Source organism: Microbispora sp. GKU 823 (genome assembly GCF_002027145.1).
In the GTDB taxonomy this organism is placed as follows: Bacteria; Actinomycetota; Actinomycetes; order Streptosporangiales; family Streptosporangiaceae; genus Microbispora; species Microbispora siamensis.
Genome location: NZ_MWJN01000073.1, coordinates 1 through 26,120, shown reverse-complemented (window position 1 = coordinate 26,120; position 26,120 = coordinate 1). Strand labels below are relative to the sequence as shown.

Annotated in this window: 24 protein-coding genes and 1 pseudogene; 7 read left to right on the top strand and 18 right to left on the bottom strand. The window is 71.0% G+C overall.

The window, feature by feature from the left end; genetic code table 11:
• Nucleotides 1–28: 28 nt before the first annotated feature.
• The 5 genes and pseudogenes from B1L11_RS30555 to B1L11_RS30540 all read right to left on the bottom strand — a co-directional run bounded on the left by B1L11_RS30555 (nt 29) and on the right by B1L11_RS30540 (nt 4,680).
• Nucleotides 29–1,036 carry an ABC transporter permease gene (locus B1L11_RS30555; protein WP_079318865.1) on the bottom strand — a complete coding sequence of 336 codons (1,008 nt, stop codon included), beginning with the start codon at nt 1,034–1,036 and terminating at the stop codon, nt 29–31.
• On the bottom strand, nt 1,033–2,058 hold the full coding sequence (locus B1L11_RS30550; protein ID WP_079318863.1) for an ABC transporter permease: 1,026 nt from the start codon (nt 2,056–2,058) through the stop codon (nt 1,033–1,035). The genes B1L11_RS30555 and B1L11_RS30550 overlap by 4 nt, the downstream gene beginning before the upstream one ends.
• Nucleotides 2,055–2,717 (bottom strand): ATP-binding cassette domain-containing protein, encoded by a 663-nt coding sequence (locus tag B1L11_RS54210; protein WP_306291727.1) that lies wholly within the window; start codon nt 2,715–2,717, stop codon nt 2,055–2,057. The genes B1L11_RS30550 and B1L11_RS54210 overlap by 4 nt, the downstream gene beginning before the upstream one ends.
• Nucleotides 2,718–3,094: 377 nt before the next feature.
• A pseudogene (locus B1L11_RS54205) lies at nt 3,095–3,439 on the bottom strand (ATP-binding cassette domain-containing protein); the annotation flags it as partial.
• Nucleotides 3,440–3,552: 113 nt separating this feature from the next.
• A complete protein-coding gene (locus B1L11_RS30540) occupies nt 3,553–4,680 on the bottom strand; it encodes a Gfo/Idh/MocA family protein (RefSeq protein WP_079318861.1) in 1,128 nt (375 codons plus the stop codon).
• Between the two features lie 130 nt (nt 4,681–4,810).
• On the opposite strand from B1L11_RS30540, the gene B1L11_RS30535 reads away from it, so the two are divergent.
• Nucleotides 4,811–5,983: an ROK family transcriptional regulator gene (locus B1L11_RS30535; RefSeq protein WP_079318859.1), complete on the top strand. Its 1,173-nt coding sequence runs from the start codon at nt 4,811–4,813 to the stop codon at nt 5,981–5,983.
• Between the two features lie 103 nt (nt 5,984–6,086).
• On the opposite strand, the gene B1L11_RS30530 is transcribed toward B1L11_RS30535, so the two are convergent.
• The 3 genes from B1L11_RS30530 to B1L11_RS30520 all read right to left on the bottom strand — a co-directional run bounded on the left by B1L11_RS30530 (nt 6,087) and on the right by B1L11_RS30520 (nt 8,995).
• Complete coding sequence (locus B1L11_RS30530) at nt 6,087–6,614, bottom strand: NUDIX hydrolase family protein (RefSeq protein WP_079318857.1); 528 nt, start codon at nt 6,612–6,614, stop codon at nt 6,087–6,089.
• A 155-nt stretch (nt 6,615–6,769) separates the two neighbouring features.
• The gene (locus B1L11_RS30525; protein WP_079318855.1) at nt 6,770–7,579 is read right to left on the bottom strand and encodes a patatin-like phospholipase family protein; all 810 of its coding nucleotides are present in this window, start codon (nt 7,577–7,579) and stop codon (nt 6,770–6,772) included.
• Between the two features lie 159 nt (nt 7,580–7,738).
• The gene (locus B1L11_RS30520; RefSeq protein ID WP_079318853.1) at nt 7,739–8,995 is read right to left on the bottom strand and encodes a hypothetical protein; all 1,257 of its coding nucleotides are present in this window, start codon (nt 8,993–8,995) and stop codon (nt 7,739–7,741) included.
• A 420-nt stretch (nt 8,996–9,415) separates the two neighbouring features.
• Here B1L11_RS30520 and B1L11_RS30515 point away from each other — a divergent pair, with 420 nt between their 5' ends.
• A complete protein-coding gene (locus tag B1L11_RS30515; RefSeq protein ID WP_079318851.1) occupies nt 9,416–9,889 on the top strand; it encodes a hypothetical protein in 474 nt (157 codons plus the stop codon).
• Nucleotides 9,890–10,007: 118 nt separating this feature from the next.
• Complete coding sequence (locus tag B1L11_RS30510; RefSeq protein ID WP_079318837.1) at nt 10,008–10,382, top strand: hypothetical protein; 375 nt, start codon at nt 10,008–10,010, stop codon at nt 10,380–10,382.
• 326 nt (nt 10,383–10,708) lie between these two features.
• Here the strand turns inward: B1L11_RS30510 and B1L11_RS30505 are convergent, their stop codons facing one another.
• A complete protein-coding gene (locus B1L11_RS30505; protein ID WP_079318835.1) occupies nt 10,709–11,269 on the bottom strand; it encodes a TetR/AcrR family transcriptional regulator in 561 nt (186 codons plus the stop codon).
• 83 nt (nt 11,270–11,352) lie between these two features.
• Between B1L11_RS30505 and B1L11_RS30500 the strand changes: the two genes are divergently transcribed.
• Nucleotides 11,353–12,207, top strand: a complete 855-nt coding sequence (locus tag B1L11_RS30500) for a patatin-like phospholipase family protein (RefSeq protein ID WP_079318833.1) — start codon at nt 11,353–11,355, stop codon at nt 12,205–12,207.
• Nucleotides 12,208–12,447: 240 nt separating this feature from the next.
• On the opposite strand, the gene B1L11_RS30495 is transcribed toward B1L11_RS30500, so the two are convergent.
• From B1L11_RS30495 to B1L11_RS30485, 3 genes are read right to left on the bottom strand one after another with little or no spacing between them, the layout of a single operon-like run.
• Nucleotides 12,448–13,659 carry an acyl-CoA dehydrogenase family protein gene (locus B1L11_RS30495; RefSeq protein ID WP_079318831.1) on the bottom strand — a complete coding sequence of 404 codons (1,212 nt, stop codon included), beginning with the start codon at nt 13,657–13,659 and terminating at the stop codon, nt 12,448–12,450.
• A 57-nt stretch (nt 13,660–13,716) separates the two neighbouring features.
• Nucleotides 13,717–14,682 carry a glucosyl-3-phosphoglycerate synthase gene (locus B1L11_RS30490; protein ID WP_218671415.1) on the bottom strand — a complete coding sequence of 322 codons (966 nt, stop codon included), beginning with the start codon at nt 14,680–14,682 and terminating at the stop codon, nt 13,717–13,719.
• A 35-nt stretch (nt 14,683–14,717) separates the two neighbouring features.
• On the bottom strand, nt 14,718–15,920 hold the full coding sequence (locus B1L11_RS30485; RefSeq protein WP_079318827.1) for an MFS transporter: 1,203 nt from the start codon (nt 15,918–15,920) through the stop codon (nt 14,718–14,720).
• A gap of 117 nt (nt 15,921–16,037) precedes the next feature.
• Between B1L11_RS30485 and B1L11_RS30480 the strand changes: the two genes are divergently transcribed.
• The gene (locus B1L11_RS30480; RefSeq protein ID WP_079318825.1) at nt 16,038–16,637 is read left to right on the top strand and encodes a TetR/AcrR family transcriptional regulator; all 600 of its coding nucleotides are present in this window, start codon (nt 16,038–16,040) and stop codon (nt 16,635–16,637) included.
• A gap of 187 nt (nt 16,638–16,824) precedes the next feature.
• Nucleotides 16,825–17,742, top strand: a complete 918-nt coding sequence (locus B1L11_RS30475; RefSeq protein WP_079318823.1) for an NADP-dependent oxidoreductase — start codon at nt 16,825–16,827, stop codon at nt 17,740–17,742.
• Between the two features lie 22 nt (nt 17,743–17,764).
• Here B1L11_RS30475 and B1L11_RS30470 read toward each other — a convergent pair whose 3' ends face one another.
• From B1L11_RS30470 to B1L11_RS30460, 3 genes are all read right to left on the bottom strand, one after another.
• A complete protein-coding gene (locus B1L11_RS30470) occupies nt 17,765–18,190 on the bottom strand; it encodes a helix-turn-helix domain-containing protein (protein WP_079318821.1) in 426 nt (141 codons plus the stop codon).
• Nucleotides 18,191–18,218: 28 nt separating this feature from the next.
• Nucleotides 18,219–19,304, bottom strand: a complete 1,086-nt coding sequence (locus B1L11_RS30465) for an LLM class flavin-dependent oxidoreductase (protein WP_079318819.1) — start codon at nt 19,302–19,304, stop codon at nt 18,219–18,221.
• 128 nt (nt 19,305–19,432) lie between these two features.
• Nucleotides 19,433–20,905: a helix-turn-helix domain-containing protein gene (locus B1L11_RS30460; protein WP_079318817.1), complete on the bottom strand. Its 1,473-nt coding sequence runs from the start codon at nt 20,903–20,905 to the stop codon at nt 19,433–19,435.
• Between the two features lie 244 nt (nt 20,906–21,149).
• Between B1L11_RS30460 and aceA the strand changes: the two genes are divergently transcribed.
• The gene (gene aceA / locus B1L11_RS30455) at nt 21,150–22,442 is read left to right on the top strand and encodes an isocitrate lyase (protein ID WP_079318815.1); all 1,293 of its coding nucleotides are present in this window, start codon (nt 21,150–21,152) and stop codon (nt 22,440–22,442) included.
• Nucleotides 22,443–22,553: 111 nt separating this feature from the next.
• On the opposite strand, the gene B1L11_RS30450 is transcribed toward aceA, so the two are convergent.
• The 3 genes from B1L11_RS30450 to B1L11_RS30440 all read right to left on the bottom strand — a co-directional run bounded on the left by B1L11_RS30450 (nt 22,554) and on the right by B1L11_RS30440 (nt 26,023).
• Entirely contained in the window at nt 22,554–23,357 is an 804-nt protein-coding gene (locus B1L11_RS30450; protein ID WP_079318801.1) for an ABC transporter ATP-binding protein, read from the bottom strand.
• 505 nt (nt 23,358–23,862) lie between these two features.
• Nucleotides 23,863–25,020 (bottom strand): serine/threonine-protein kinase, encoded by a 1,158-nt coding sequence (locus B1L11_RS30445; protein ID WP_179155395.1) that lies wholly within the window; start codon nt 25,018–25,020, stop codon nt 23,863–23,865.
• Nucleotides 25,021–25,330: 310 nt separating this feature from the next.
• On the bottom strand, nt 25,331–26,023 hold the full coding sequence (locus tag B1L11_RS30440) for a type 1 glutamine amidotransferase (RefSeq protein WP_079318797.1): 693 nt from the start codon (nt 26,021–26,023) through the stop codon (nt 25,331–25,333).
• Nucleotides 26,024–26,120: the final 97 nt, after the last annotated feature.

Genomic DNA, 26,120 nt, shown 5'->3' with positions numbered 1-26,120 from the left:
CGTTGATCTCCTTACTACCGGGGGGACTTCAGGAGGACTCGGGTTGCGCCGGTCGCACGGGGTTCCGCTGTTTCGGCCACAACCGCAGCCGTACGCCGCTGCCGAGGGAGGCGTAGGCGACGGCGGCGATGATGATCACGCCCTGCACGGCCGACTCGAGGGCGCCGCTGACGCCGAGCAGGTTCAGCAGCGTGAACAGAGCCTCCAGGGACAGTGCGCCGGCGGCGGCCGCGACGACCGACCCTCGCCCACCACCGAGGAGCACGCCGCCCAGCACGACGGCGGTGATCGCCCGGAATTCCAGGCCGTCGCCGACCTGCGCCGAGACGCTGGCGAACCCGCCGAGCAGGATCGCGGCGACCGCGGCGAGCAGTCCGGAGAGGACGAACGCGAGCAGCCGGAGCCGGTCGACCCGGCCACCGGAAAGGCGCACGGCGGCCTCGTTGTCGCCGGCCGCGACCAGCGCCCGGCCAGTGCCGCCGCGCATGAACAGCACCGCCGCCGCCAGGACCGCCAGCAGGATGAGCACCGACCACGGGACCTTGCCGAGCACCGGGACATCCACGGCACCGCGCCCGAACATCCGGAACCCGGCGGACAGCGCGCCGCGTGGCGCGCCACCGGTCCACAGGAAGATCGCGCCGTCGAGCACGAGCAGCATGCCGAGCGTGACGATGAACGACGGCACCAGGAGCTTCGTCGTGACCAGACCGTTCACCAGGCCGACCAGCACGCCGAACCCGAGCACGAGCAGGATCACCCACACCGTCGCCGACTCACTCCCGTTGATGAGCCGGGCCGCGATGACCACGCCCGCGGTCACCAGCGCGCCGACCGACAGGTCGAATCCGCCGGAGACGATGACGAAGTACTGCCCGATCGCGAGGACCACGAGCGGCGCGGCACGTTTGAGGAGCGCCAGGTAACCGGACGGCTCGTCGTAGGCCGGGCCGACGATCGCCAGCCCGACGAGCAGCAGAAGGAGCACGACGAGCACCGGCGCGGTGCCCTCGGCCAGGCGAGGACGCCAGGTCATGTCAACCTCCCGCGGGCGCGATTGGCCATCATGCGCCGGGCGTAGAGCGCGACCGCGGTCACGAGCACGACGCCGCGCACCACGTCCTTGAAGAACGGATCGACCTCGAGGTCGTCGAAGATCGTGTCCAAGGTGGCCAGGATGAAGACGCCGCCGATGGTGCCGACGACGCCACCCCGGCCACCGGCAAGCAGCGTCCCGCCGAGCACGACGGCGGCGATCGACTCCAGGTCGTACCCGGCGTCGGTGCCGACGTACGGGGCGCCCGATCCGAGCCGGCTGGCGAGGTAGATCCCGGTGAGGCCGGCAGCGACCGAGCACAGCACGTGCGCGGTGACGATGATCCGACGGGTCGGCACCCCCGACAGCCGGGCCACCTCGATGTCGCCGCCGACGGCGTACATGTGGTAGCCGGGACGGGTCCGCGACAGGTACCACCAGGACAGGGCGGCGACGGCCAGCATGAGCAGCGCCGCGACCGGCACCGGGCCGATCCGGTCGTAGCCGAGGTGCTGGAAGCCACGCGGTACGTCGCCGGCCGGGCCGGTGTAGTTGTCCTCGAGGTAGCCGCGCAGGATCAGCGCCACGCCCAGTGTCGCGATGAACGCGTTGGCCTTGAGAACGGTGATGACCAGCCCGTTGACCAGACCGACGCCGGCGGCCACGCCGAGCGCGAGCAGCACGCCGGGCACGACCATGCCGTCCCGCCCGGCCATCGTCTCCGCGGCGATCAGTGAGGTGAGGCCGACCAGGTAGGCGACGGACAGGTCGAGGGATCCGGTGAGGATCGCCATCGTCTGTCCTATCGCGACGAGGCCGAGCGCGGTGGCCCGGGTGAGGATGTTGAGGATGCCGCCCTGGTCGAGGAGGACCTCGCCGCGGAGCCCGACGAGCACACTGCCGACGATCAGAAGTGCGGCGAGTGCGATGTAGACGATGGCGACCGGGGTGAGTCGTCGGTGAACCGCCGGCCGCGTGACCTTCTGCGTGACCGGTACGGTTTTCTCCTCGAGAGCGCTCACGCCGCCTCACCGGCCCGGTGCCCGGTGGCCAGCGCCATCACGGCCTCCTCGCTCGCGCCGGCGGGCAGCTCACCGGCCGGCGCACCGTCGTGCATGACGAGGATCCGGTCGCTCATCCCGATCAGCTCGGGGAGCTCCGAAGAGATCATCAGCACCGCCACGCCGCGCCTCGCGAGATCGCGCAGCAGCTCGTGTACGGCCCGCTTCGCGCCGACGTCGATGCCGCGCGTCGGCTCGTCGACGACCAGCACCTTCGGCTCGACCGCCAGCCACTTGGCGAGCACGACCTTCTGCTGGTTGCCGCCGGACAGGAAGCGCACCTCCTGGTGCTCGCCGCGGGCCACCACGGTCACCATGTCGAGCAACGCCTTGACGTCCGACTTCGCGCGGGAGCGTGCGCCACGCAGCGCGGCGCGGCGTACCAGCAGCGTGTTGTCGCGCACGGACTGGCGGAGTGCCAGCCCGTCTCCCTTGCGGTCCTCGGTGACCAGCGCGATCCCGAGGCGCACCGCAGTCCGGGGCCGGGTGACCCGCTGTGCCACCCCGTCCACCTCCACCACGCCCCGGGTGAACGGCTCGACGCCGAACACCGCGCGTGCGACCGCCGAGCGGCCAGATCCCTGCAGCCCGGCCAGCCCGACGATCTCTCCGGCGCGCACCTCGATGTCCAGCTCACGAACGCGGTCGTTGCCGGCGCCGCGCAACGCGAGACGACCGGCCCGAGGTCGTCGGGGGCGGCCCGGTCCGGGTAGTACTCGCCCAGGTCGCGGCCCACCATGTGCCGGACGAGGTCCTCGGAGGTCAGCTCTCCGGTCGGGGCGCAGGTGACGAACCGGCCGTCCTTGAGCACGGTGATCCGGTCGGAGAGGTCGAACACCTCCCGCATGCGGTGCGAGACGTAGAGGATCGCGATGCCCCGCTCGCGCAGCCGGCGCACCAGGTCGTAGAGCAGTTCGACCTCGTGATCGGCGAGCGCTGCGGTCGGCTCGTCCATCCCCAGCACCCGAGCGTCGGTCGACAGCGCCTTGACGATCTCCACGACCTGCCGCTGAGCGACCGACAACGACGACACGGCGTCGGTTGGATCGATCCCGTCCTCGCCGAGCCAGTCCAGCAGTTCGCGGGTGTCGGCCACCATGCGCCGCCGGTCGACCTGCATCCGCCGCACGGGCTCGCGTCCGAGGTAGACGTTCTCGGCGACACTGCGATGCGGCAGCAGGGTGAACTCCTGGTGGATGATCGCGATGCCGGCCCGCTGCGCGTCGGTCGGGCCGGCGAAGGACACCTCGGCGCCGTCGACTTCGATGGTGCCGCCGTCCGGGCGGTGCACCCCGGCCAGAACCTTGAGCAGCGTGGACTTGCCCGCGCCGTTCTCCCCCATCAGCGCGTGCACCTCGCCCCCGCGCAGCTCCAGGTCCACACCCTGCAGCACCGGCACGCCGAGGAAGGACTTGGAGATCCCCTTCAGCCGCACGTTCGTCGCGATGCCTGACGTCATGCCGGCACCTCTCTCCACGCGCCGTCCGCGGCCGCCGAGGCCAGCACCGCCTCGGTGATCCTGACGGCGCGCAGGCCGTCCGCGAACGTGGGCAGGCCGTCCGGCACGTCCTCGCCGCGCACCGCCCGATAGGTGTCGGCAACGAACGCGTTGAAGCAGTCCTGGTAGCCCTGCGCGTGCCCGGCCGGCAGCCGGACGTAGCGCGCGGCGGAGGGGTGCAGCGTTCCGGGGTCGCGCAGCAGCGTCTGGCCGCCCTCGCGCCGGCCGACCCACAGCCGCTCCGGGTCCTCCTGGTCGAAGCCGAAGCTCGCCTCGGTGCCGGAGAGCTCCAGGTGCAACCGGTTCTTGCGACCCGCGGCGACCTGCGACACCACCAGAGTGCCGACCATGCCGGCGGTGGTGGTGAAGTGCACGGAGGCCAGGTCCTCGGTGGGCTTCCCGTTCCCGCGTGCGCGCTCGTGCACGACCGCGGTGCGCGCGGACAGGCGCGCGATCCGGTCGCCCGTAACGAACTCGAAAAGGTCGCACCAATGCGAACCGATGTCGGCGAACGCCCGCGACGGCCCGCCGAGCGCGGCATCGACCCGCCAGTCGTCGTCCGACGGGCGGGACAGCCAGTCCTGGTGGTAGCCGCCGGTCACGCTGGCGACGACGCCGGCCTCCCCCGCGGCCAGCCGCGCCCGCAACTCACGGACCATGGGGTGGAAGCGGTAGACGAACGGCACCGTGGCCACCCGATCGCCGGCCGCCTCACCGAGCGCAACGGCCTCCGCGCTCCCGGTGGCAAGCGGCTTTTCGCAGATGACGTGCACACCGGCGGCGAGCGCGGCGGCGGCGACGGGGGCATGCGACGCGTTGGGCGTACAGACATGCAGCACGTCGACCTCGGCGTGGTCGAGCAGGGTCGTTAGGTCCGGGTAGCCCTCGTCCGCGCCGACCGCGCGTGCCGCACCGGCGGCCCCCTCGGGGCGGGACGCCACCGCTGCCACGACGCTCGCCCCGGCGCGCCGGGCCGCCTCCGCGTGCACCTGTCCCATGAACCCCGTGCCTACGACCGCCACGCGCAGCGGCGGTTGCTCGGACCCGGTCCCACCGGACGCCCGTAATAGATCGGTCACAGACATACGATGAACGTAAGTCGACTTATGTCGATGGTCAACGAAAGTTCTGCCACAGGCACCAAAACTTTTTTTGATCAGTGTGCCAAGTGGCCCTGGTGCCGACGAATGACGATCGCTTCGCTTTAATTAGGGGGTGCGTAACGGGCAAAGCGCCACCTCGACGTCGCCTGGCGAGCTGCTTCGGTTGCTGCGGGACGGGCAGGCGCGCACCCGTACCGAGTTGGCAGCCGAGACCGGACTGGCCCGGTCGACCATCCGCCTGCGTCTCGACGCGCTCATGGACGCCGGGCTGGTCGCCGAGTGGGGCAACAGCGCGGTCACCGGCGGCCGGCCCGCGAGCAGGTTCGTGTTCAACGCCCGCGCGCGAGTGGTGCTGGCAGCCGATGTCGGGGCCACCCACGCCACCGTCGCCATCGCCGACCTGACCAGTGAGCCGCTGGCGGTCGAGAGGCTCGCGCTGGACATCGCCGACGGCCCTGACGCGGTGCTGGGCCTGCTCATCGACACCTGGCGACGGATGCGCGCCGACCACGCCCCCACCGCTCCCGTGGCCGGCGTCGGCGTCGGACTGCCCGGCCCGGTCGAGCACTCAACCGGCAAGCCGGCCCACCCGCCCATCATGCCGGGCTGGAACGGATACGACGTGCCCGCGCGAATCGCCGCCGGCTTCGCCGTGCCGGTCCTGGTGGACAACGAGGTCAATCTGATGGCGCTCGGGGAGCACGTCCGCTGCTTCCCCGACGAAGAGAACATGATCTTTGTCAAGGTCGCGACCGGCATCGGCTCCGGCCTGATCAGCAACGGCCGGTTGCATCGAGGCGACGTCGGCGCGGCCGGCGACCTGGGGCACATCCTGGCCCCGCACGCCGGCGACGTGCGCTGCCGCTGTGGCAACAGCGGCTGCCTGGAGGCCGTGGCCAGCGGGCCCGCCATCGCCGCCAAGCTCCGCGCCGCCGGCCTCGACGCGACGACCAACGCCGACGTCGTGGCCCTCCTACAGGCCGGCAACCCGATCGCCGGCCAGGCGGTGCGGCAGGCCGGCCGGGAGATCGGCGAGGTGCTGGCCGCCGGCGTCAGCCTGTTCAACCCATCGCTGATCGTGGTCGGCGGGGCGCTCGCACAGGCCGGCGAGATGCTGCTGGCGGGCGTGCGGGAGTCGATCTACCGTCGCTCGCTGCCGCTGGCCACGGAGCGCCTTCGTATCGTCACCTCACAGGCCGGCGAGAACGCGGGCGTCGTCGGCGCCGCTGCGATGGTCGTCCAGCACGCCCTTTCCCCCACTGTGCTGGACCGCGAGCTGGCCTAGAAACTGCCGGGAAGGTACGCCGAGCGCATCCCGCTGCCTCGCGACCTTCTTCACAGGTTCTGGGCGACGCGCTCGGCCCTGCCTTCGCCGAGGAATGACCCGATCAGGTCAGGCGGCCGACGTGGGCAAGCGCCTGCTTGAGCAGCACGCCCTGGCCGCCGGTCATCTCCTGCTGCACGACCGGGGAGGCCGCCTCCTCGGGCGTGAACCACTCCAGGTCCAGTGCGTCCTGCCGGGGCCGGCAGTCCCCGCGTACCGGCACGATGTACGCCAGCGAGACCGCGTGCTGGCGGGGATCGTGGAACGGCGTGACCCCCGGGGTCGGGAAGTACTCCGCCACGGTGAACGGCGTCGGCGAGACCGGCACGCTCGGCAGCGCCACCGGTCCGAGGTCCTTCTCCAGGTGGCGCAGGAGGGCGTCGCGGATACGCTCGTGGTAGTACACCCGCCCGGACACCAGCGCCCGGCTCACGGTGCCGTCGGCGCCGATCCGCAGCAGCAGGCCGACGCGGGTCACGATGCCCGTGTCGTCCACGCGCACCGGCACAGCGTCCACGTACAGGATCGGCATCCGGCCCCGCATCGACTCGATCTCGTCGGGAGCGAGCCAGCCTGGCGTCGTTTCGGTCATTTCGGTCACGGGTCGATCGTACTTGCCCAGGCGGGGGGCGGTTCGCAGGTCGGCGCAACCCGTGTCGGCCCTCCCGCGGCCGGCTCGGCGTCAGACCCGGACGGCGGGGCCGCGGCGCGCGCGGACCGTCTCGGCGTGCCGCCAGACGAGGCGGTTCACGTCGTCGGGATGCGCGGCGGGCGGGAGACCGGCGAGGACCTCCCGGCGGGCGGTCCGGGCCGCCGACACCTTGCGGTGGTAGTCACGGAAGACCTGCACCTCGCCGTCGCTCCCGCAGGACGCCCACTGGCTGACCGGGTCGAGGTACACGTAGTCCATGCCCGGGGTGACCACTCGCCCAGCATGGCCACGTCGACGCCCCACAGGCGCAGGCGGGACGGCGGGGCACGGAAGACCAGCGCGCCGCCGGTCCGCTCCGCGGCGGCGCCGCGTGCGTCCACCGGCGGCTCCCAGGCGGGCCATCGGCGCAGCTCTTGGCACTCGCGTACGCGGGCGACCTCGGCGTCCAGCCCCCAGGTGCGCCAGCGGACCGTGCCCTGCGAGGGCTCGGCCACACGACGGCGCAGCCGCCGGATCGCCTGCGGTGTAAGGGTCGTCAGGTGCGCGGGGACCAGCACGATCGGGTCGGCCGGCTCGGCGTCGAACGGGTTCGGGTCGAGGTGCGGCCGGTCGACGACGACGGTGCCCGGCAGGGGATGGAAGGGCAGGTTTCCTGCCAGTGTGCGCAGCACGTCGGGCCCGCTCACCGGGTACACGTCGTGGCTGCTCACCGACAGCCACAGCCGGGCCGGTTCCTCCACGCCCGCGGCGTCGGGGCGTGCGGCGTAGTAGGCGCCGTCGAGCGCACCGATGGAGGCGCCCACCACCATGTCGGCGCCGATCCCGTGAGCGGTGAGCGCGCGGAGCATGCCGACCTGCGCGGCTCCCAGGCTGCCGCCTTCCCACAGGATGAACGCCGTCGTCATCGGCGCTTCCCCACGCTCCCCCAGCCCCGGTACCCCTTCCTACCCGTACGACCCCATCGGCTGTCTTTCGACGCACTCACGAGGGGGCACCGACCGGCCACCGTCAGCGCATGGTCGCCGGAGTCCGACCGGAGAGCACCCGTGGCTGCAGGTCGGCGCTCACTCAGCCTTCCTGTCGCGTTCCTCGTCGTTCCCGCGCCGGCGGAGCGCTCGCTCGGCAATCCCGCTGGAGAGCTTGCCCGTCACCGATCTGGCCCGGTCGAGGGTCTCGTTGCCGAGGTGCCTGGCGGCATCGACGCCCTCTGCTCCCGTCTCGAGCACCTTGTCCCTCACCTCCGCGGCCGCGTCCACCCATCGTCTCGCTTCCAATGCCTGTCGACCGCGCTCGATCCCGAGCCGCCCGTGGAAGTCGACGACGGCGATCGCGACATGGTCGCTCGAATGCACCACAGCCCGGGACGTGGTCGGGTGCAGCAGCACCTTCGTGTTGGCCACGCCGGCAGCCGCATCCATGCGGGCCATCAGACGCTCGGTGCTCCGGGAGATGAGTTCCAGCCGGTTCTGCCGTGCGGCCCGAAGCCCGAGGCGATGCCGGTCCAGTTCCTCCGGGGACGCGTCCAGCACCCGGTCGAGTTCGAGCACGGCGATCGCGTCCTGCAGTTGGAAGCAGCGAGCCAGAACGGCGAGCCACTCCTGAACCTTGGACTCGGCCTCCTTGGACGTCTTCGCGAGATCGCCGATCTTGGTCTTGTGCTCCATCTTCTCCGCGAGCGCGTCGAGTTGACGCAACGCGTACGCCTGGGTTCGTGCGATCGTCACCGACGTGGCCTGCACCTTCGACCACGTGACCTCGGAGACCCGGCCCACCTGCTCTCGGATGGTCATGGCCTCCTCGATCACGAGGTCCACTCCGATCATGTCCGCCAGCACGGCGTCTTTCTGGGCGCGGAGCACGTCGTCGACCTTCTCGTCGATCGTGGCGAGATAGTCGGTGATCTCGTCCATGGTCTGTTGCATCGCAAGCTGTGCCATGATCCCCGCGGCACCGGCCAGAAGCGCCGGGTTGGTCAGAAGCGATCCGGGCCCCTTCGCGAATTCGACGAATCCCTTGATCTGGCCGTTTTTCCCCTTCAGCACACCGGAGCTGAGACCCGACTTCGAGCTTGTCCTCAGCCCGTACTTGTCGACAAGCCGCGCGGACTCCTTGGACAGCTTCACCCAGCGACCTGAGTTGGCGGCGATCTCGGAACCTGCCTGTGCGACTCCGGCCCCGGTGCTGAGAACAGATCTGAGCCGTTGCAGTCCGAGGTCCTTCGACGGCAGTCCCTCAGAGACCAGGAAGCGTTCGACAGCCGTCGGATTCCCGATGACCGCCAGTCCGTCGCCGTCACTGATCAGCTGAATCTCGTCATCCATCGTCGGCTCCTGAAGTATGGGCACGGAAGCGGCTCTTCGCAGTTGAGGGTGGAGCCGGGGTGCGCGCGGCGCTCGGGGGCGGGGGTCAAGATCTTCCAGGATAGGAGTTCCCACGCTCGCCGTCCGGCGAAAGACCGCAACGTACCTCCCGTTACCTTTCGGCGCCCCTGACCTGGCCGCGTTCCACCGGCTCGAGCACCTCCGCGGCTCCGCCCTCGGGTTCCGCAACCTGACGAACCACATCGCCAGATCGCTGCTCGAAGCCGAAGGCTTCGCACCCCAATTGCGATGAGGCGGCAAAGGGGCCCGCGGTCGAATGTACCGATCAGCCATCCCGGGCAAGATCGTCCGCCTCGCCCCTTTCTGGCAAGATAGGCTCCCGTTCCCTTACGGGCAGGACATCGGGAGAAGAAACCATAGATGGACACATCCGCTTACGCAGGCCTGCTGGCACAGGTGATACCGGTGGTTCTGCTTGCCGTGATCGTGGAATATCGTGGCGCATACGAGGCCTGGCGTATCGTCGGCACGGAGTCGCGGAAGAAGATGTCCCCGGATCAGGGACGGAGATTAGCCAACCAATTCCTGGTCATCCTGGCCGTGCAAACCATTTTCCTTTCAGTGCTCACCGTGCTCGAGATGGCGGCCCTGGTGGTCGCCGGCAGCAAAGCGGGATCACACAAGCTGGCCGAATCGATCATCAACTCCGATGCGACCCTGACGGTCGTCTCGATCGGGATCGGCCTGACCATCGCCATGCAAGCCCTCTCCGTAGCGCAGAGTTACCAGCGAGCAGGGATGATCGAAGACAGTCACCGGCGCCACTTCCACTGGGTGATACGAATAGCCGTCGTCATTGTCGTCTTCGGAACGGGCCTGCTACTGAAGGGCTGATCAATGGAGGGGCTCCACACCCCGGCTTCCATTCCGAACAGGACCGCTTCAATCCAGCTTCTTATTGGCAAGGTCGTATTACTGGCAGGCTGAGGCAGACGATGTAGGGGGTGTTCGGGTGGGCGTGATACTCACTCCAGCCAACGACGATGTCACCAGTAACGTAAGCTGGTCGTGCACCTGGTTCGGCCACTTCCGAAGAGCACTGGCGACAGCAGAGGGATTCGACCTCGATTCGATGGTCGGATTTGGCGGTGACCGCTCATGGGACACGGTGGAGACAAGCCTTGCCCCCCTACTGGATCATCCGGATGACAGCGGCGATCTGACGGCGGCTGAATGCGCCCAGGTGCTACCCCGCCTCTCTGAGATCGTCTCGTCATGGCGTACCAGGCCTTCGGAACACTGGCAGGCGTACGCGGAACGGGGACAAGACCTGATCGAAGTCCTGCAGGTGTGCATCCGGCAGGACGTCTCCCTCATGTTCTGCTGAGACCTCTAGCGGCAGACCTGGTGCTCGTCGAGTTAGTGCTCGGTCTCCTTTCGGATCTGCCCCGCAAGAACTGCTGGACCATCGCCGAGTGGGCCGGGGAGGCCACCCCAAACGGGGTGCCCCTGGTGCGTGTCGCTTGAACAAGGTGGCGAGTGGAGGAGACGTTCCAGCCCGGAAAGGGCCTGGCCGGGCTCGCCGTATCCGCCGGCGGGGTTCGACCCGCGTGAACCGGCCCGCGATCCGGCCCGTCAGGGCATCGAATGCCTCCTGCCAGCGGGCAGATTCTGCGCTGTGACCTGCGGTAACAGCGTGATCGTTTGTCTTATTCAATACCGGAGGAGTTCGCAGAAGCGGTCCAGGGCGCGGTCGGTGCGGTGACGGTCGCCGGTGGTCGTCAGATCGAACAGGAGGCCCCGGATGACGGCCATGACCAACGTGGGAGTGACGGTGTCGTCAGGGGTGGTGGCGATGTCGCGGAATGTGGCGCCGAGGGTGTCGAACCAATTCGTGATCGCCTCGGCTCGGTCCGGGTAGTTCTCGGGGTGAGCCAGGCCGTCGGCGTGCACCTCGAAGATCAGCCGGACGTAGGGGGCGCGCTCGGGCGCGCTCATCCAGGCCCAGATGCCGCGCAGGCGTTCCTCCGGAGAGCCCGCCTCCGGCGGGAGGTTCTCAGCCAACCGTGTCGCACCGCGGCGGCGGGCCTCGGCAAGGACGGCAGAGACCAACTCCTGCTTACTGCCGAAGTCGTAGAGCAGCATTCGCGGGCTGGTACCGAGAGCCGCGGCCAGCGGCCGCAAACTCAACCCGGCCAGGCCGTGCGCCAGTACGTAATCGGTCGCCCGCGCCAGCGTGGCCTCCCGTCGGGCGGGATCTGGGGGTCGCCCCACGGTGGATCCATCCTCTCGCCGGCGCCGATCTCAGCCTACGTCAGTATATGGTACGACTGTTTCAACAATGGGAGGAGACAGTCATGCACTCACTCGACCGGGCACTCGTACTGGGCGCCGGAGGTCTCATCGGCATGGCCTGGATGGCTGGGCTTGCCTGTGGACTGCGCCGCGCCGGGGTGGATCTCGGCGAGGCCGACCTGATCGTCGGCACCTCGGCCGGCGCGATCACCGCCGCACTGCTGGCCACCGGCCAGGACCCCGACCGGCTCGCCACCCCGGTGCGCCCTGCCGACTCCGGCAGCACTCCTCCCCAGGTGGACGGGCGCCGGCTGGGCGAGGCGTTCGCGGTGCTCGCCGGTGCCGCCTCGAACCCGGACGAGGCGCGGCGCCGAGTGGGCCAGATCGCGCTCGCCGCCGAGACCGGCCCCGAGCAGGCACATATCGCCCGGATGCGCGCCATGACCGGCGCAGACCAATGGCCGGACCGGCAGCTGCTCATCACCGCGCTGGACGCCGAGACGGGCGAGCAGGAGGTCTTCGACCGTGCCAGTGGCGCACCACTGCCCTCCGCCGTGGCGGCAAGCACCGCCTTCCCGGGCATCTACCCACCGATCACCATCAACGGCCGCCGTTACATGGACGGCTCCCTGCGGTCGGCGACCAACGCCGGACTCGCGGCCGGAGCCCGCACGCTCGTCGTGATCGACCCGCAGGCGCATCTGTTTCCCCGCGAGTTGCTCCACCAGGAGCTGGCGGTCGCCGGGGCGCAAACAGTGGTGACCCTCGAGCCCGATCCGGAGTCAGTACGCGCGTTCGGCTCGGACCTGAATGACCGGACGGCCTGGGAACCGGCCTACCAGGCGGGTCTTCGCCAAGCCACCGATGCCGAAGAGCAGCTCCGTCTCGCGTGGAAGACCGGATCGGACACGGACTGAGCGCCGCCCGAGCTCCGGGGTGGTGCGCCGAGGGCGGGCCAACGAGACGCACGAGTTGGCAGCGATGCCTGCCAGCCGGACCGGGTACGTGATCGTGTACCTGGTTGAGCGCATGACCTCGTGCCCGAACCGTAGTCGACGCCGGCCCTACTGACAGCTGATCCGCGACCAGCCACCAACCGTCAGCAGGCCGTCCGGTCGTCAAGGGGCCTGAATGTCAGGTCGCGGTTGGCGATCGACTCAGCGAACCGGCAGGTTGGTGACGGCGCGGCCGATGATGAGGCGCTGGATCTCGCTGGTGCCCTCGAAGATCGTGAAAATCTTGGCGTCGCGGTGGAAGCGCTCGACCGGGTGCTCGCGGGTGTAGCCGGCCCCGCCGAGGATCTGGATGGCCTGCTCGGTCGTCCAGACGGCCGTCTCGCTCGCGACCAGCTTGCTCATCGATCCTTCGGCCTGCTCGAACCGCCGTCCGTGCCGGGCCATCCACGCCGCCCGCCAGGTCATCAGCCGGGCGACGTCCACCCGGGTGGCCATGTCGGCGAGCAGGAAGGCGACCGCCTGGTTCTCCCCGATCCTGCGGCCGAACTGCTCGCGCTCCCGGGCGTAGTCGCGGGCGTACTCGAAGGCCGCGCGGGCGACGCCGACGGCCATGGCGGCGACGAGGGGACGGGTGGTCTCGAACGTCCGCATCGCGGCCTGCTCGCCGGACCGCGCGCCCGCGCGCACCCGGGCGAGCCGCTCGTCCAGCTTCTCCTTACCGCCCACCAGGCACCGGCCGGGCACCCGTACGTCGTCCAGGACGACCTCGGCGGTGTGCGAGGCGCGGATGCCGTGCTTCTTGAACTTCTGCCCCTGGGACAGGCCGCGCGTGCCGGGAGGGACCACGAAGGACGCCTGGCCCCGGGTGCCGAGGGAAGGGTCGACCGAGGCCACGATGACGTGGACGTTGGCGATGCCGCCGTTGGTGGCCCAGGTCTTCACGCCGTTGAGGACCCACTCGTCCTTCGCCTCGTCGTAGACGGCCCGCGTCCTGATCGCGCCGACGTCGCTGCCGGCGTCCGGCTCCGAGGAGCAGAACGCGCCGAGCTTGACGTCGTCGGGAGTGCCGAACATCTGGGGCAGCCACTCCCCCATCTGCTCGGGGGTGCCGTTCGCGGCGATGGAGGCGGCGGCGAGGCCGGTGCCCACGATCGACAGGCCGATCCCGGCGTCCCCCCAGAAGAGCTCCTCGAACGCCACGGGCAGGCCGAGCCCCGACTCCTCGAACCACTGCTGCGCGAAGAAGTCCAGCGAGTACAGCCCGATCTTGGCGGCCTCCTGGATGACCGGCCAGGGCGTCTCCTCGCGCTCGTCCCACTCCGCCCCAGCCGGGCGGACGACGTCCCGGGCGAACTCGTGGACCCAGTCGCGCAGTTCGCGGAGGTCGTCGCTCAACTCGGGGCAGAAGGTCATCGGGGGCTCTCCTCTCCTTGGTGTTACCAACGGTAACACCTCGGCGGAAGGAGCCGCTCAGCGTAGCCGGGACGCGTACTGCGGGATCGTCGCCATCGGCGGGCGTTCGGCCACGCCGACGTCCCGCGTCAGCGGGCGGTGCCCGGCGGGGCCGCGTTCGAACTGGACGAGCCGCGCGGACGGCTCGTGCAACGGAACGATCTTGTCCTGGCGCTCCAGCCGCGCCCAGGCGGTGTGCATGATCTGCCCGGCCATCCCGCCGAGCGCCTCCGTCGACTGGTGGGAGTGGACCCGGCGGCCCAGGTCGACCTGGGCGAGCGCGTCGAGCCCCACCATGTCCAGGAGGTCGATGAGGAGTCCCAGCTCCACGCCGTACCCGGTGACGAACGGCACCCGTTCCAGGACCCCGCGGCGCCCGGCGTACTCGCCCGCGAGCGGCTGCACGAACCCGGCGAGCAGCGGCCAGTGCAGGTTGAGCAGCGGCCGGGCGACCAGCTCGGTGACCCGGCCCCCGGCGTTCGGTTCCGTCGCGCCGAGCAGCGGCCGGTCGTAGCACGCCTTCACGTATCCGACGGCGGGGTCGGCCAGCAGAGGCCCGAGCAGGCCGGTCACGAACGAGGTCCGGAACTCGCGCAGGTCGGCGTCGACGAAAACCACCAGGTCGCCGGTCGTCACCGCGAGGGACTTCCACAGCGCCTCGCCCTTGCCGTCATAGCTCGGGTCGTGCAGCTCGGGCAGGATCTCGTCCTGCGCGAAGACCTTCGCCCCGGCGCGTAAGGCCCGGGCCGCCGTGTCGTCCGACGACCGGGAGTCGATCACGACCAGCTCGTCCACGAGCGGCACGGCCTCGACGAGGTCACGGCGCACGGCGGAGACGATCTCTCCGACCGTCTCCTCCTCGTTCCTCGCGGGCAGCACCACCGAGACAGTGGCGCCCCCCTTGGCGGACAGCAGGGCGCGGGCCGGCCAGTCGGCCGCCGACGAGGTACGCCGACTCAGCCAGGCCTCCACCTCAGGCAGCACGCCCGTCCTCCCCCTGTCCGCCACGTTCACTGGCATCACCTTATGCGGCGGCCGGAGGAGGCGATCAGCACGAGTCCCCCTCCCAGCACGAGCACCCCCGCCACGCCGTACATGAGGGCGGCGAAGCCGTACGGCGCGGCGGCCGAGGCCACGACCGGACCGATGCTGGCCCCGGTGAACAGGAAGAAGGTGAACAGGGAGACGGCCGTGGCCCGCGCGGGACCGGCCAGCAGGCCCACGGTCTCGATCACGGCGGGGGCGGCGACGCCGATCGCGAAGGCGAAGACGGCCAGCAGCACCGCCAGCGCGGCGACGCCGGGGGCGGCCAGCCCGACCACCAGCGCGAGCAGCGCGGCGAGACCGATCGCCAGCGCCGCCCTGCGGGCCGGGGAGATCCGGGCCAGGTACGGCGTGGCGAACGGGATGGCGATGATCGCCGGCAGCGCGGTGGCCCGCAGTGCCAGCAGCGCGGAGGGGTCGCCGGCGATGCCCGCGGGACCTTCGAGCTGCAACGCGGTGTAGAGGGCGACGAACGCGCCGAGGACCGTCAGCGTGGCGGCGTACACCAGAACCAGGCGCGGGTCGCGCAGCAGCGCGGGGACGACCGCATAGGGGTTCGCTCCGGCACGGCGGGCGGTGTCGGGCAGCATCACCCGGCGCAGCACCACGGTCACGACGGCGAACGCGGCGCCGCCGAGCAGGAAGACCGGCCGCCACCCGAGCAGGTCGACGAGCGCCTTGCCGGCGAGCTGGGCGACCACTGCCGAGGCGAACAGCGCGCTGACCACGGAGGTCATCGCGACCGCCCGATGGCGGGGTTCGACGCGCTCGGCGATGTAGGCGAAGGCGGTGGGGGCGAAGACGGCGGTGGTGACGCCCTCCACCACCCGCAGAGCGACTGCCGCCCCGGTCCCGGGGCTCAGCGCGACCAGCGCGGTCGTCACCGCCGTGGCCGCCATGCCCCAGGTCATCACGCGGCGCCTGCCGTACAGGTCGGACAGCGGGCCGAACACCAGGAAGCCGCCGGCGTAGCCGAGGCCGAAGGCGCTGACGAGCCAGGTCAGGACGGCGGCGGGGGCGCCCCAGTCGGCCGACATCCGGGCCAGCAGGGGGATCACGACGTAGAGGTGCCCGGTGGCGAGGAGCCCGGCCGGCACGAACGCGGCCACGGTACGCCGCGCGGAGGCATGGCTCTCGCCCGTGGCGGGCGGGAGGAGGACGGACGTCGATGTGCTCATGGCCGAGGACGTTAGCCAACCAACCAGTTGGCTGTCAACCAACTAGTTGGTGGCCGAGACGGGTATGCTGAGACCACCCCTGAACCCCCCGGCCGCTTATGAACACGGAGGAAGCCGATGTCGCCCCGCAAAGACGCCAAGGACCCCACCGCCGCCACCAAGGCCGCCCTGCTCGAGGCCGCCCGGACGGAGTTCGCGGCCTACGGCGTGGCGGGCGCCCGGGTGGACCGCATCGCCGAGCGGGCGGGCGTCAACAAGGAGCGGATCTACGGGCACTTCGGCAGCAAGGAGAAGCTGTTCGACACCGTGATCAAGACGGCCCTCGACGAGGTCGCCGCTGCGGTGGCGATGCCGGGCAAGGACCCCGAGGAGTACGTCGGCAACCTCTTCGACTTCTACTCCACCCACCCCGACCTGGTACGCCTGCTGATGTGGGAGGCCCTGCACTACCGGGGCGAGGACGACCTGCTGCCCGGCCAGGAGCTCCGGGTGGACAAGTGCCGGTCGAAGACCGAATCGCTCGCCGAGGGCCTCGGCCGGGAGCCGGACGCCTCGGTCGCCCGGATGGTGTTCACGCTGGTGGGCATGGCGATGTGGCCGACCGTCATGCCACAGCTCGCCCGGATCACGGTCGGGGAGGAGGCGGCGACCCCCGAGGGACGCGAGGCGCTGCGCGAGCACCTCATGGCGTTCGTCCGCGCCGCCGTCGAGAAATGACCAGTCGGGAACTGACCGGCGCCGCCGGGAACTGACCGGCGCCCGCCGACGAGTTGAGCCGGGCATAACGCCCGGACGACCGCTCGCCGGGCATGTCCTCATGTTCACCGCGAAAGCCCTATTCCTATAAGCCCTACATGTTGAGTAGGTTATTTCCTGTCGCACATGTCCGAGACAGGAGGTTCCCATGCCGAAGGCATACGTGTTCACGCAGTACGGCGGTCCGGAGGTGGAGACGTTCGCGGAGGTGGAGCGGCCGGTCCCCGGTCCCGGGCAGGTGCTGGTCGCGGTGCGGGCGGCGGGGGTCAACCCCGTCGATTGGAAGCGGCGCAGCGGCTACCTCGCGCAGATCGCTCCGGTCGACTTCCCGGCCGTGTTCGGCGGCGAGGTCTCCGGAGTGGTCGAGGAGGTGGGGGACGGCGCCGGCGAGTTCGCGCCCGGCGACGAGGTCTTCGGCAACACCGTCGCCGGCGGGTACGCCGAGTACGCGCTGCTTCCGCTCGAACTGACCGCGCCCAAGCCCGCCGGCCTGTCGTTCGCCGACGCGGCGACGCTGCCCATCGCGGCCGCCACCGCGTACGACGGCGTGCGGCAACTGGGTCTGCCGCCCGGCGCCACCCTGCTGATCACCGGCGTCGGAGGGGGCGTCGGGGTGGCGGCGGCGCAGATCGCCAAGCACACCGGTGTGAGGGTGATCGGCACCGCCGGTGCGGGCAAGAAGGACTTCCTCGAGTCGCTGGGCGTGGTCCACGTCGAGCCGGGACCGGGCGCGGCCGACCGCGTGCGGGCCGCGGCGCCGGACGGCGTCGACGCGATCTACGACCTGGTCGGCGGCAGCGCGCTGGAGGAGGTGGCCGGCCTGCTGGAGGACCGGTCAAAGCTGATCACGGCGGTCGACTGGGAGACGGTCGACCGTCTGGGCGGCTCGCCGGTCGAGCGGGTCCGCGACAGAGCGGTACTGGAGGCGGTGGCGGACCTGGCTGTGACCGGCGCACTCCGGCCGTTCGTCACGCAGGTGTTCCCCTTCGAGCAGGCGCCCGCGGCGCTGCGGGTGGTGGAGGACGGTCACACCCGCGGCAAGATCGTGATCGAGGTCGGCGCCTGAGCCGTCCCGACCCGCTCGGACGTCATCCCGGAGCCGCGACCTCCTGCCGGCCGTCGTACTCGGCGCGGGCCCCGTCGACGTCGTCGATGTGCTCCACGGCCCAGTCGAGCAGCGCCGACACGGTGTCCAGCAGGGTCCCGCCGAGCGGGGTCAGCTCGTAGTCGACACGCGGCGGGACCACCGGATGCACGGTGCGCCGCACCAGTCCGTCGCGTTCGAGGCCGCGCAGGGTCGCGGTCAGCATGCGCTGGCTGACGCCCGGAATGGCACGCCGCAGCTCGTTGTAGCGCCGCGGCTTCCTGCCGAGCTCGGCGATGACGGTCACCGCCCACTTCTCGCCCACCCGGTCCAGCACCTCGCGTACCCGGCGGGTCGTGTCGTCGCGTGCGGCCAGGACCGCGGGCACCCACTCCCGTCGCGTGTCGCCGTCGGAGGATCTCGCGGCCATGGCACCCCACCCCCACGGCGATATTACTTCACCCTCCCGGTAGGTCCAGTGGGGAATCGGCCGCCGCCGCCTCCCAGGCGGGGGTGGGGATCTCCCTGCGCACGACGGGGACCACCTCGGCGAAGAAGCGCTCCAGGTGGGCCCGGGTGACCGCGGAATCGGCGAAGAAGAACCCCTCCAGGCCGACGCCGAAGACCTGGTTGCCGAAGGAGGCATGCAGGTCCAGCAGCTTGGCGGTGACCTGCTCGGCCGTGCCCACCAGCGCCGACCCGTTCGCCAGGAAGTCCTCGAACGAGTCGAACGGGAAGTGGTTGCGGCTGGCGACGGGCATGCGCCGGAAGGACTCGAAGGCGGGCCGGGCCAGGGCGAGCGCGTCCTGGGACCGATCGGTGATGACCGGCGAGTGCGCCCCCACGCCCACCAGCGCGGAATCCGGGTCGTGCCCGTACCGGGCGAGCCGCTCCCGATAACGGCGCACCAGGCCGAGGTAGTGCTCGGTGCGCCGGAACCCGTTGGCCGAGTAGAGCGGGTCCCCCCACTTCGCGGCCAGGTCGATCGAGCGCTCACTCGTCGCCGAGCCGTGCCACACCCGCGGGGCCGGCCGCTGGAACGGGCGCGGCCGGGTCGTCGCGTCCTTCAGCTCGGGCCGGTACCGTCCGGACCAGGTCACCCGCTCCTCGCGCCACAGCCGCCGAACCAGCTCGTAGCTCTCCTCCAGACGGTCCCACAGCTCGTCCTCCGCCACGCCGAACATTCCGGGCGAGACGGGATCGTTCCCCTTACCGATGATCAGATCCAGGCGTCCGTCGCTGAGATGGTCGAGCGTCGCGTACTCCTCGGCGGTCCGTACGGGATCCGCGAGCGACAGCACCGCCACGGTCGTGACCAGCCGGATGCGGGTCGTCTTCGCGGCGATGTGCGACAGCACCACCGCCGGCGCCGACGACAGGAACACCGGGTTGTGACGCTCCCCGACCCCGAAGGCGTCGTAGCCGATCCGCTCGGCCCACACCGCCAAGTCGACGACCTCCCGGAACCGCTCACGCTCGCCGCCCGGGACGTACCCGGGCAGGCTCGGATCGTCGGACAGCAGGGTGGCGGCAAGGAATCTCACGGCCTCGATCTTGCACGAGTGCCACGGTCGGCGGCAGAAGGCACTTTTTTCTGCCTTTGTCACCCGGAGGGAACCGCGGCTCCCGGATGGCGAGGGCCTGGTCGGGGTTCCAGGCGTGGCAGGGCCTCTCAGCCGTGAGCGGCGTGGCGCTCCAGGAACGCGTACACGTCGGCCTCGTCGACACCGGGGAACGACCCGGGCGGCAGCGCGGCGAGCACGTGGGAGTTGGCGCGCGCCGACGGCCACGCGTAGCCCTCCCAGCGCTGGGCGAGTTCGGCCGGCGGGCGGCGGCAGCACTCGCCGTTCGGGCAGTTCGACTTCGTGCGGTGGGTGGTCTCGCGCCCGCGGAACCACCGCGACTCCCGGTACGGCACGCCCAGCGTGATCGCGAAGTCCTTCTCCTGCGACGGGTCCACGTGGGCGACGCAGAAGTACGTGCCGGTGGGCGAGTCGGAGTACTGGTAGTACAGCGAGAACCGGTCGGGCGAGAGGAACACCTGGCGGCCCGACCACTGCTGGCACATCCGCTGGCCCTCGATCGCCCCCTGCTCGTCGGCCGGGAAGACGATCCCGTCGTTCTCGTACGCCTTGTAGATGATCCCTCCGGCGTCGTTGCGCACGAAGTGGCAGACGATGTCGAGGTGGCGGGTGGCGAGATTGGTGAAGCGGTGCGCCGCCATCTCGTAGGACACCGCGAACACGTCGCGCAGGTCCTCCACCGACAGCGCCTTGTCCTGCTTGGCCTCCCGCAGGTACGGCACGGCCGCCGCCTCGGGCACGAGGACGGCCGCGGCGAAGTAGTTGGCCTCCACCCGCTGGCGCAGGAAGTCGGCGAAGTCGCGCGGCTTGTGGTGCTGGAGCGCGATGTGCCCGAGCGTCTGCAGCAGCACGGTACGCGGCGTGTGCATGCCCAGTTGCTGGCGTTTGACGTAGATGCGCCGGTTGCGCAGGTCGGTCACCGACCGCGCCGACCGCGGCAGGTCGGGGGCGGTGTGCACGGCGAACCCGAAGTGCGACACCAGCGCCTGGACGGTGCTCTCCGACAACGCGCCGGTCCGGTAGCCGACTGCGGTCAGGGCCTCGGCGGCGGCCTTCTCGATCTCCTCGAAGTAGTTGCCCAGCTCGCGTTGCTTGCGCCGCAGCTCGGCGTTGGCCGCCCGCGCCTCCTCCGGCGTGGCCGTGCCCTTCGCCTCCCTGGCCTTGAGCTCCTCGAACAGGCCCAGGATGTGCTCGAGCACGTCGTTCGGCACCCGTGAGGAGACCTTCAACCGGTTCAGCCCGAGCCCCGCGTAGAGCGGGTCGCGCTGGGCCTCCTCCAGCGCGATCTCGAGCTGGGCCCGCCGGTTCGGCGCCTGCCTGCGCAGCAGTTCCTCCACCGGCACGTTCAGCGCGGCGGCCAGCGACTTCAGCAGCGAGAGCTTGGGCTCGCGCTTGCCGTTCTCCAGCAGCGACAGCTGGCTGGGCGCTCTCCCGACGCGCTCGCCGAGCTCGGAGAGCGTGAGACCGCGCTGCTTGCGCAGGTGCTTGAGCCGCTGGCCGAAGGCCAGGAGATCGAGCTCGTGCGTCAAAGACAGCGGTTCTTCACCCAGGACGGAGGTCATGGCCTGATCTTATGCGAAAAATCCGCGTTTCTTCCAGCGGTACGTGATCCACCCCACGCGGATTGGTCTAGTCCATAGCGAAAACTCTGCGTTTCTTCACTGTCGAATACCCGCCAGTCTTCCAGAAATCGGAAGATTTGGCGTTCTTTCCACTGGCGCCTCCTTGTGAGTGTCTTGATATCGACACAAACTCGGAAGCAAGCCCCAGGTGACGACAACGTACGCAACAAGGGAGTGACCGGAGATGTCGGATCGCCTCACCGCAGCCGCCCAGCGGCTGCAGCAGGACTGGGACACCAATCCGCGGTGGACGAACGTCGAGCGGACCTACACGGCCGAGGACGTGGTCCGCCTGCGCGGCTCGGTGCAGGAGGAGCACACGCTGGCCCGGCTCGGCGCGGAGCGCCTGTGGGACCTGCTGCATCACGAGGAGTACGTCCACGCCCTGGGCGCGCTGACCGGCAACCAGGCGGTGCAGCAGGTGAAGGCGGGCCTCAAGGCCATCTACCTGTCCGGCTGGCAGGTGGCCGCCGACGCCAACCTCAGTGGTCACACCTACCCCGACCAGAGCCTCTACCCGGCCAACTCGGTCCCCGCCGTGGTCCGCCGGATCAACAACGCGCTGCTGCGGGCCGACCAGATCAGCTGGGCGGAGGGCGACGAGGACGCCCCGCACTGGCTGGCGCCCATCGTGGCCGACGCCGAGGCCGGCTTCGGCGGCGTGCTCAACGCGTTCGAGCTGATGAAGGCCATGATCGCGGCCGGCGCGGCGGGCGTGCACTGGGAGGACCAGCTCGCCTCGGAGAAGAAGTGCGGCCACCTCGGCGGCAAGGTGCTGATCCCCACCGGCCAGCACATCAAGACCCTGAACGCGGCCCGCCTCGCGGCCGACGTGGCGGGCGTCCCCTCACTGGTCATCGCGCGGACCGACGCCCAGGCCGCGACCCTCCTGACCAGCGACGTGGACCCCCGTGACCGCGTCTTCTGCACCGGCGACCGCACCGCCGAGGGCTTCTACCGGGTCCGCAACGGCGTCGACGCCTGCATCGCCAGGGGCCTCGCCTACGCGCCGTACGCCGACCTGCTGTGGATGGAGACCTCCACGCCCGACCTCGACGTGGCCCGGGAGTTCGCCGAGGCGATCAAGCGGGAGTACCCCGACCAGATGCTGGCCTACAACTGCTCGCCGTCCTTCAACTGGAAGAAGCACCTGGACGACGCGACGATCGCCAAGTTCCAGCGCGAGCTGGGCCACATGGGGTACAAGTTCCAGTTCATCACCCTGGCCGGCTTCCACTCGCTGAACTACTCGATGTTCGACCTGGCCCGCGGCTACGCGCAGGAGGGCATGACGGCGTACGTCGGGCTCCAGGAGGCCGAGTTCGCCGCCGAGCGTCGCGGCTACACCGCCACCCGCCACCAGCGCGAGGTCGGCACCGGATACTTCGACCTGGTCAGCACGGCCGTCGCGCCGGACTCCTCCACGACGGCCCTGAAGGGCTCGACGGAGGAGGCGCAGTTCGCCGGGGCTCACTAACCACAGCGGACATCTCGGACACAGGTCGGTGGCGGGCCCCGCCGCCCATCCGCAGGTCACCCCCGGGGATCTGACGGATCGGCGGCGGGGCCTCGCCGTACGCGGGGCCGGTCAGACCCGCAGCGCGCGGGCGTACCAGCGGCCGTCCAGCGAGTCGATGCGCAGCCTACGGCCGAAGCACTCGGACAGCTTCGGCCCGGTGAGCACCTCCCCCACGGGACCCGCGGTCAGGATGCGGGTGTCCCGCATCAGCAGGGCGTGCGTCGTGGTGGCCGGCACCTCCTCCAGGTGGTGCGTGACCATCACGGTCGTGAGCCCCTGCCGGGTGCGCGCCAGGTCCTCCAGCGCCTCGATCAGGTCCTCCCGCGCCGGCAGGTCGAGGCCCGCGAACGGCTCGTCGAGCAGCAGGATCGCCGGATCGGCCATCAGCGCCCTGGCCACCCGGATCCGAGCCCGCTCCCCCTGCGAGCACACCTGGAACCTGCGGTCGGCCAGGTCCTTGCAGCCGAGGTCGGCCAGCAGCCGGTGCGCCCGTTCCCGCTCCTCGTCGCCGTACCGGTCCCACAACGGCGCGCTCGTCCCGGTGTGCCCGGTGAGCACGACGGTCAGCGCGGTGGCGCCCTCCTCCTCCAGCAGCGACTCGTCCACGAGCCGCTGACTGGCCGCGACCAGGCCGATGCTCCGGCGCAGCTCCCGCAGGTCGACCCGGCCGAGCCGCCGCCCGAGCACTGTGGCCGTCCCCGAGCTCGGATGCCGTACGGCCGCGGCGACCGAGAGCATCGTCGTCTTCCCCGCGCCGTTGGGGCCGAGGATCACCCAGTGCTGGCCGTGCTCGACCCGCCAGTCGGCCCCGGTCACCAGGGTCCGGCCGACCACGCGGACGGTCACGTCGTCGAGTTCGAGAGCTGCGTTCATGAACACTCAGCATGCTGCATGGACGCGCCTGCCCACGACGGCGTTTCAGGGTATGGACGGCGCGGGGGTGGCCACCACGCTGGGCGGCCGGCTCTCCGGCGGCGGGCTCGGGCTCGGCGGTGGCGACTCCCCGTCGCCCCACTGCGGCTCCTGGCTGATCCCCGAGGACGGAACCGGGGAGTGGCTCTGCCCCGGTTGCCCAGACTGGCCGGGCTGCCCGGGGTGTCCCGGCTGTCCCGGTGGGGAGGGCCGGGTGGAACGGCAGTCCTTCGGCCGCCCGGTGACGCAGCGCCCCTCCCCTGGACGAAGGGTCACCCCGGCGGCCGGCGGCGAGGGCACCGGGGTGGTCCACCCGCCATCCGCGGTCGCCCGTCCTGGCACCGAGCCGGGCGGCGGCATGGTCCGCGTGGCCGTCACCGTCACCCTGGGCCGGGCGTTGTCCGCGATGGGCACCACCGGCGGCCGGGCGGTGGCCAGCACGTCCTCCGGCGGCAGCGCGCTGTCCTCACCGGGGATGACCACCGGCAACGCGGGCGGCGGGTCCGCCGTGCTCTCCATGTGGGCCGACCCGGTGCCCGCCGCGATCACCGTCATCGCGGCGATCGTCACGGTGGCGAGCGCCGCGAAGCCCGCGTGAGACATCTGGGCCCGCGAGCGCGCCGCCCGGCGCCGCGCCGCCCTGCCCTGCGTCAGCCCCTGCGCCGATCCCTGTGCCGCTTCCTGCGCGGCCCTGCCCCGCGTGCGCTGACCACGTGCGGCCCGACCGGGAATGGTCCCCGCCGGGTAGGGCACGGGCTGCCAGATCTCGTCGAGCACGGCGGCGACCGCCCGCCGGGGGGTCGGCGGTGACGTGGACCCCGCCCGCGGCGAGCAGGGAGGCCAGCAGCCAGGCGGCGTCCGGGCGGTCGGCCGGCTCGCGCCGCAGCGCCGCCGCCACGCCGCCCCGCAGCAGCTTGGGCACGGCGTCGATCCGAGGCTCCTCGACCAGGATGCGCCGGGTGAGCACGTCGAGGTCGCCGGCGCCGAACGGATGCAACCCGGTCGCCGCGAACGCGACCAGGCAGCCCCAGGAGAAGACGTCCGAGGCGGGGATGGCGTGGTGGCCGCGAAGCCGCTCGGGCGCGACCCAGCCCGGGCTGCCCATGATCTGGCCGGCCTGCGTGTGCGCCATCGCGACGTCGAGGTCGCGGGCGATCCCGAAGTCGATGACGAACGGCCCGCGCGGCGACAGCAGCACGTTGCCGGGCTTGAGGTCCCGGTGGACCAGCCCGGCCTCGTGCGTGGCCACGAGCGCGGCGGCCGTGCCGAGGGCCACGCCGTACGCGAGGTCGGGGGTGAGCGGCCCCCCGGCGGCGACGACCTGGGAGAGCGCGGGACCGGGGACGTACTCGGTGACGAGGTAGGGCCGCTCGCCGTCGAGACCGTCCTCGATGACGGCGGCCGTGCAGAACGGCACCACGCGCCGGGAGAACGCGACCTCCTCGGCGAAGCGGGCCCGCAGCGTCGGGTCCCCCAGGTGCACCGGATGCGGCGTCTTCAGCGCGACGTATCCCCCGCCCGGGTGCTCGGCCAGGTAGACCACGCCCATTCCGCCGCTGCCCAACCGGCCGAGCAGCAGGTAGTGCCCGATGACGACCGGGTCGCCCACAGTCAGCGGGCGCACACCGGGAGGCATGCCGTTGTGGGAAGCCGTTCCGCCACGTGCCATACGGAAGCTACCTCTCTCGAAGTGCCGCACAGCCACTGTGGCCGCTTGGAACGCGCCACGCGTTCAAGTAGCGCCAAGCGGCATGAGAGGTAAGGCCAATGGCACCTTTCGGTTAGGCAGGACGGCGAAACCGCAGGTCACATAGGTCTCATATGCCACAAAAGGACCGTCCTCGACGGATGCCGAGTTCGGCCGGATTCGCGGATCACATGGGTTCCCGACGTGGTTCGGACGGTTCCGTCCGTATCGTGCAGGCGCGAGGCTTTCAGGCGCCCTGCTCGACCACGGCGGCGAACCGGAACGCCACCTCACCCCAGGCCGTCCGCGCGAGAGGGTCGTCGGCCACGGCGGCGGCGTACAGCTCGTCGAGGTAGAGACCCCGCCGGCGGGTGTGCTCGGCGTCCCACTGCAGGATGCGTTCGGGCCCCACCTCGGGGTGGAACTGCACGCCCCAGGCGCGGTCGCCCAGCCGGAAGGCCTGGTAGGGGCAGCGCTCGGTCTCGGCGAGCCAGACGGCGCCCGGCGGCAGGGCCGTGATGGCGTCGATGTGGTTCTCGACCGCCGGCACGACGGCGGGCAGCCCGCCGAAGACCGCGTCGTCCGCCGCCTCGGCCCTGATGGTGATGGACGTGCTGCCGTGCTCGGGGGCCCCGGCGTCGCCCTGGACCTTCCCGCCGGCGACCGAGGCCAGCATCTGCCCGCCCAGGCAGATACCGAAGAACGGCACCGACCGGGCGAGGGCCTGCTCGACGAGGGCGCGGGCGGCCGGCAGCCAGGGGGCCTTGTCGTCGTCGTCCGGCAGGTAACCGCCGCCGAGCACGATCAGGCCGTCGTGCTCCAGCCGTGACGGGAGGGCGGACCCGTCGAAAGCGGTGATCACGTCGACGGCGACCCCGGCGGCGGCCAGCCATTCCCCGAACCGCCCAGGACCCCCCGTTCGCTCCGTTCTGTACGGCAAGCACTCGCGGCATTCCCGGCATGAGGCCCCGACTCTACCGGCCCCGCCGCATGCCCTCCCCTCGGCGGGGAGACCCCCCGGGTCAGGCGGCCTCGAT

Coding starts and splice junctions, on each gene's coding strand:
- B1L11_RS30555 (WP_079318865.1), bottom strand. CDS start 1,036: ATGACCTGGCGTCCTCGCCTGGCCGAGGGCACCGCGCCGGTGCTCGTC.
- B1L11_RS30540 (WP_079318861.1), bottom strand. CDS start 4,680: ATGTCTGTGACCGATCTATTACGGGCGTCCGGTGGGACCGGGTCCGAG.
- B1L11_RS30530 (WP_079318857.1), bottom strand. CDS start 6,614: ATGACCGAAACGACGCCAGGCTGGCTCGCTCCCGACGAGATCGAGTCG.
- B1L11_RS30525 (WP_079318855.1), bottom strand. CDS start 7,579: ATGACGACGGCGTTCATCCTGTGGGAAGGCGGCAGCCTGGGAGCCGCG.
- B1L11_RS30520 (WP_079318853.1), bottom strand. CDS start 8,995: ATGGATGACGAGATTCAGCTGATCAGTGACGGCGACGGACTGGCGGTC.
- B1L11_RS30515 (WP_079318851.1), top strand. CDS start 9,416: ATGGACACATCCGCTTACGCAGGCCTGCTGGCACAGGTGATACCGGTG.
- B1L11_RS30500 (WP_079318833.1), top strand. CDS start 11,353: ATGCACTCACTCGACCGGGCACTCGTACTGGGCGCCGGAGGTCTCATC.
- B1L11_RS30495 (WP_079318831.1), bottom strand. CDS start 13,659: ATGACCTTCTGCCCCGAGTTGAGCGACGACCTCCGCGAACTGCGCGAC.
- B1L11_RS30485 (WP_079318827.1), bottom strand. CDS start 15,920: ATGAGCACATCGACGTCCGTCCTCCTCCCGCCCGCCACGGGCGAGAGC.
- B1L11_RS30480 (WP_079318825.1), top strand. CDS start 16,038: ATGTCGCCCCGCAAAGACGCCAAGGACCCCACCGCCGCCACCAAGGCC.
- B1L11_RS30475 (WP_079318823.1), top strand. CDS start 16,825: ATGCCGAAGGCATACGTGTTCACGCAGTACGGCGGTCCGGAGGTGGAG.
- B1L11_RS30470 (WP_079318821.1), bottom strand. CDS start 18,190: ATGGCCGCGAGATCCTCCGACGGCGACACGCGACGGGAGTGGGTGCCC.
- B1L11_RS30460 (WP_079318817.1), bottom strand. CDS start 20,905: ATGACCTCCGTCCTGGGTGAAGAACCGCTGTCTTTGACGCACGAGCTC.
- aceA (WP_079318815.1), top strand. CDS start 21,150: ATGTCGGATCGCCTCACCGCAGCCGCCCAGCGGCTGCAGCAGGACTGG.
- B1L11_RS30450 (WP_079318801.1), bottom strand. CDS start 23,357: ATGAACGCAGCTCTCGAACTCGACGACGTGACCGTCCGCGTGGTCGGC.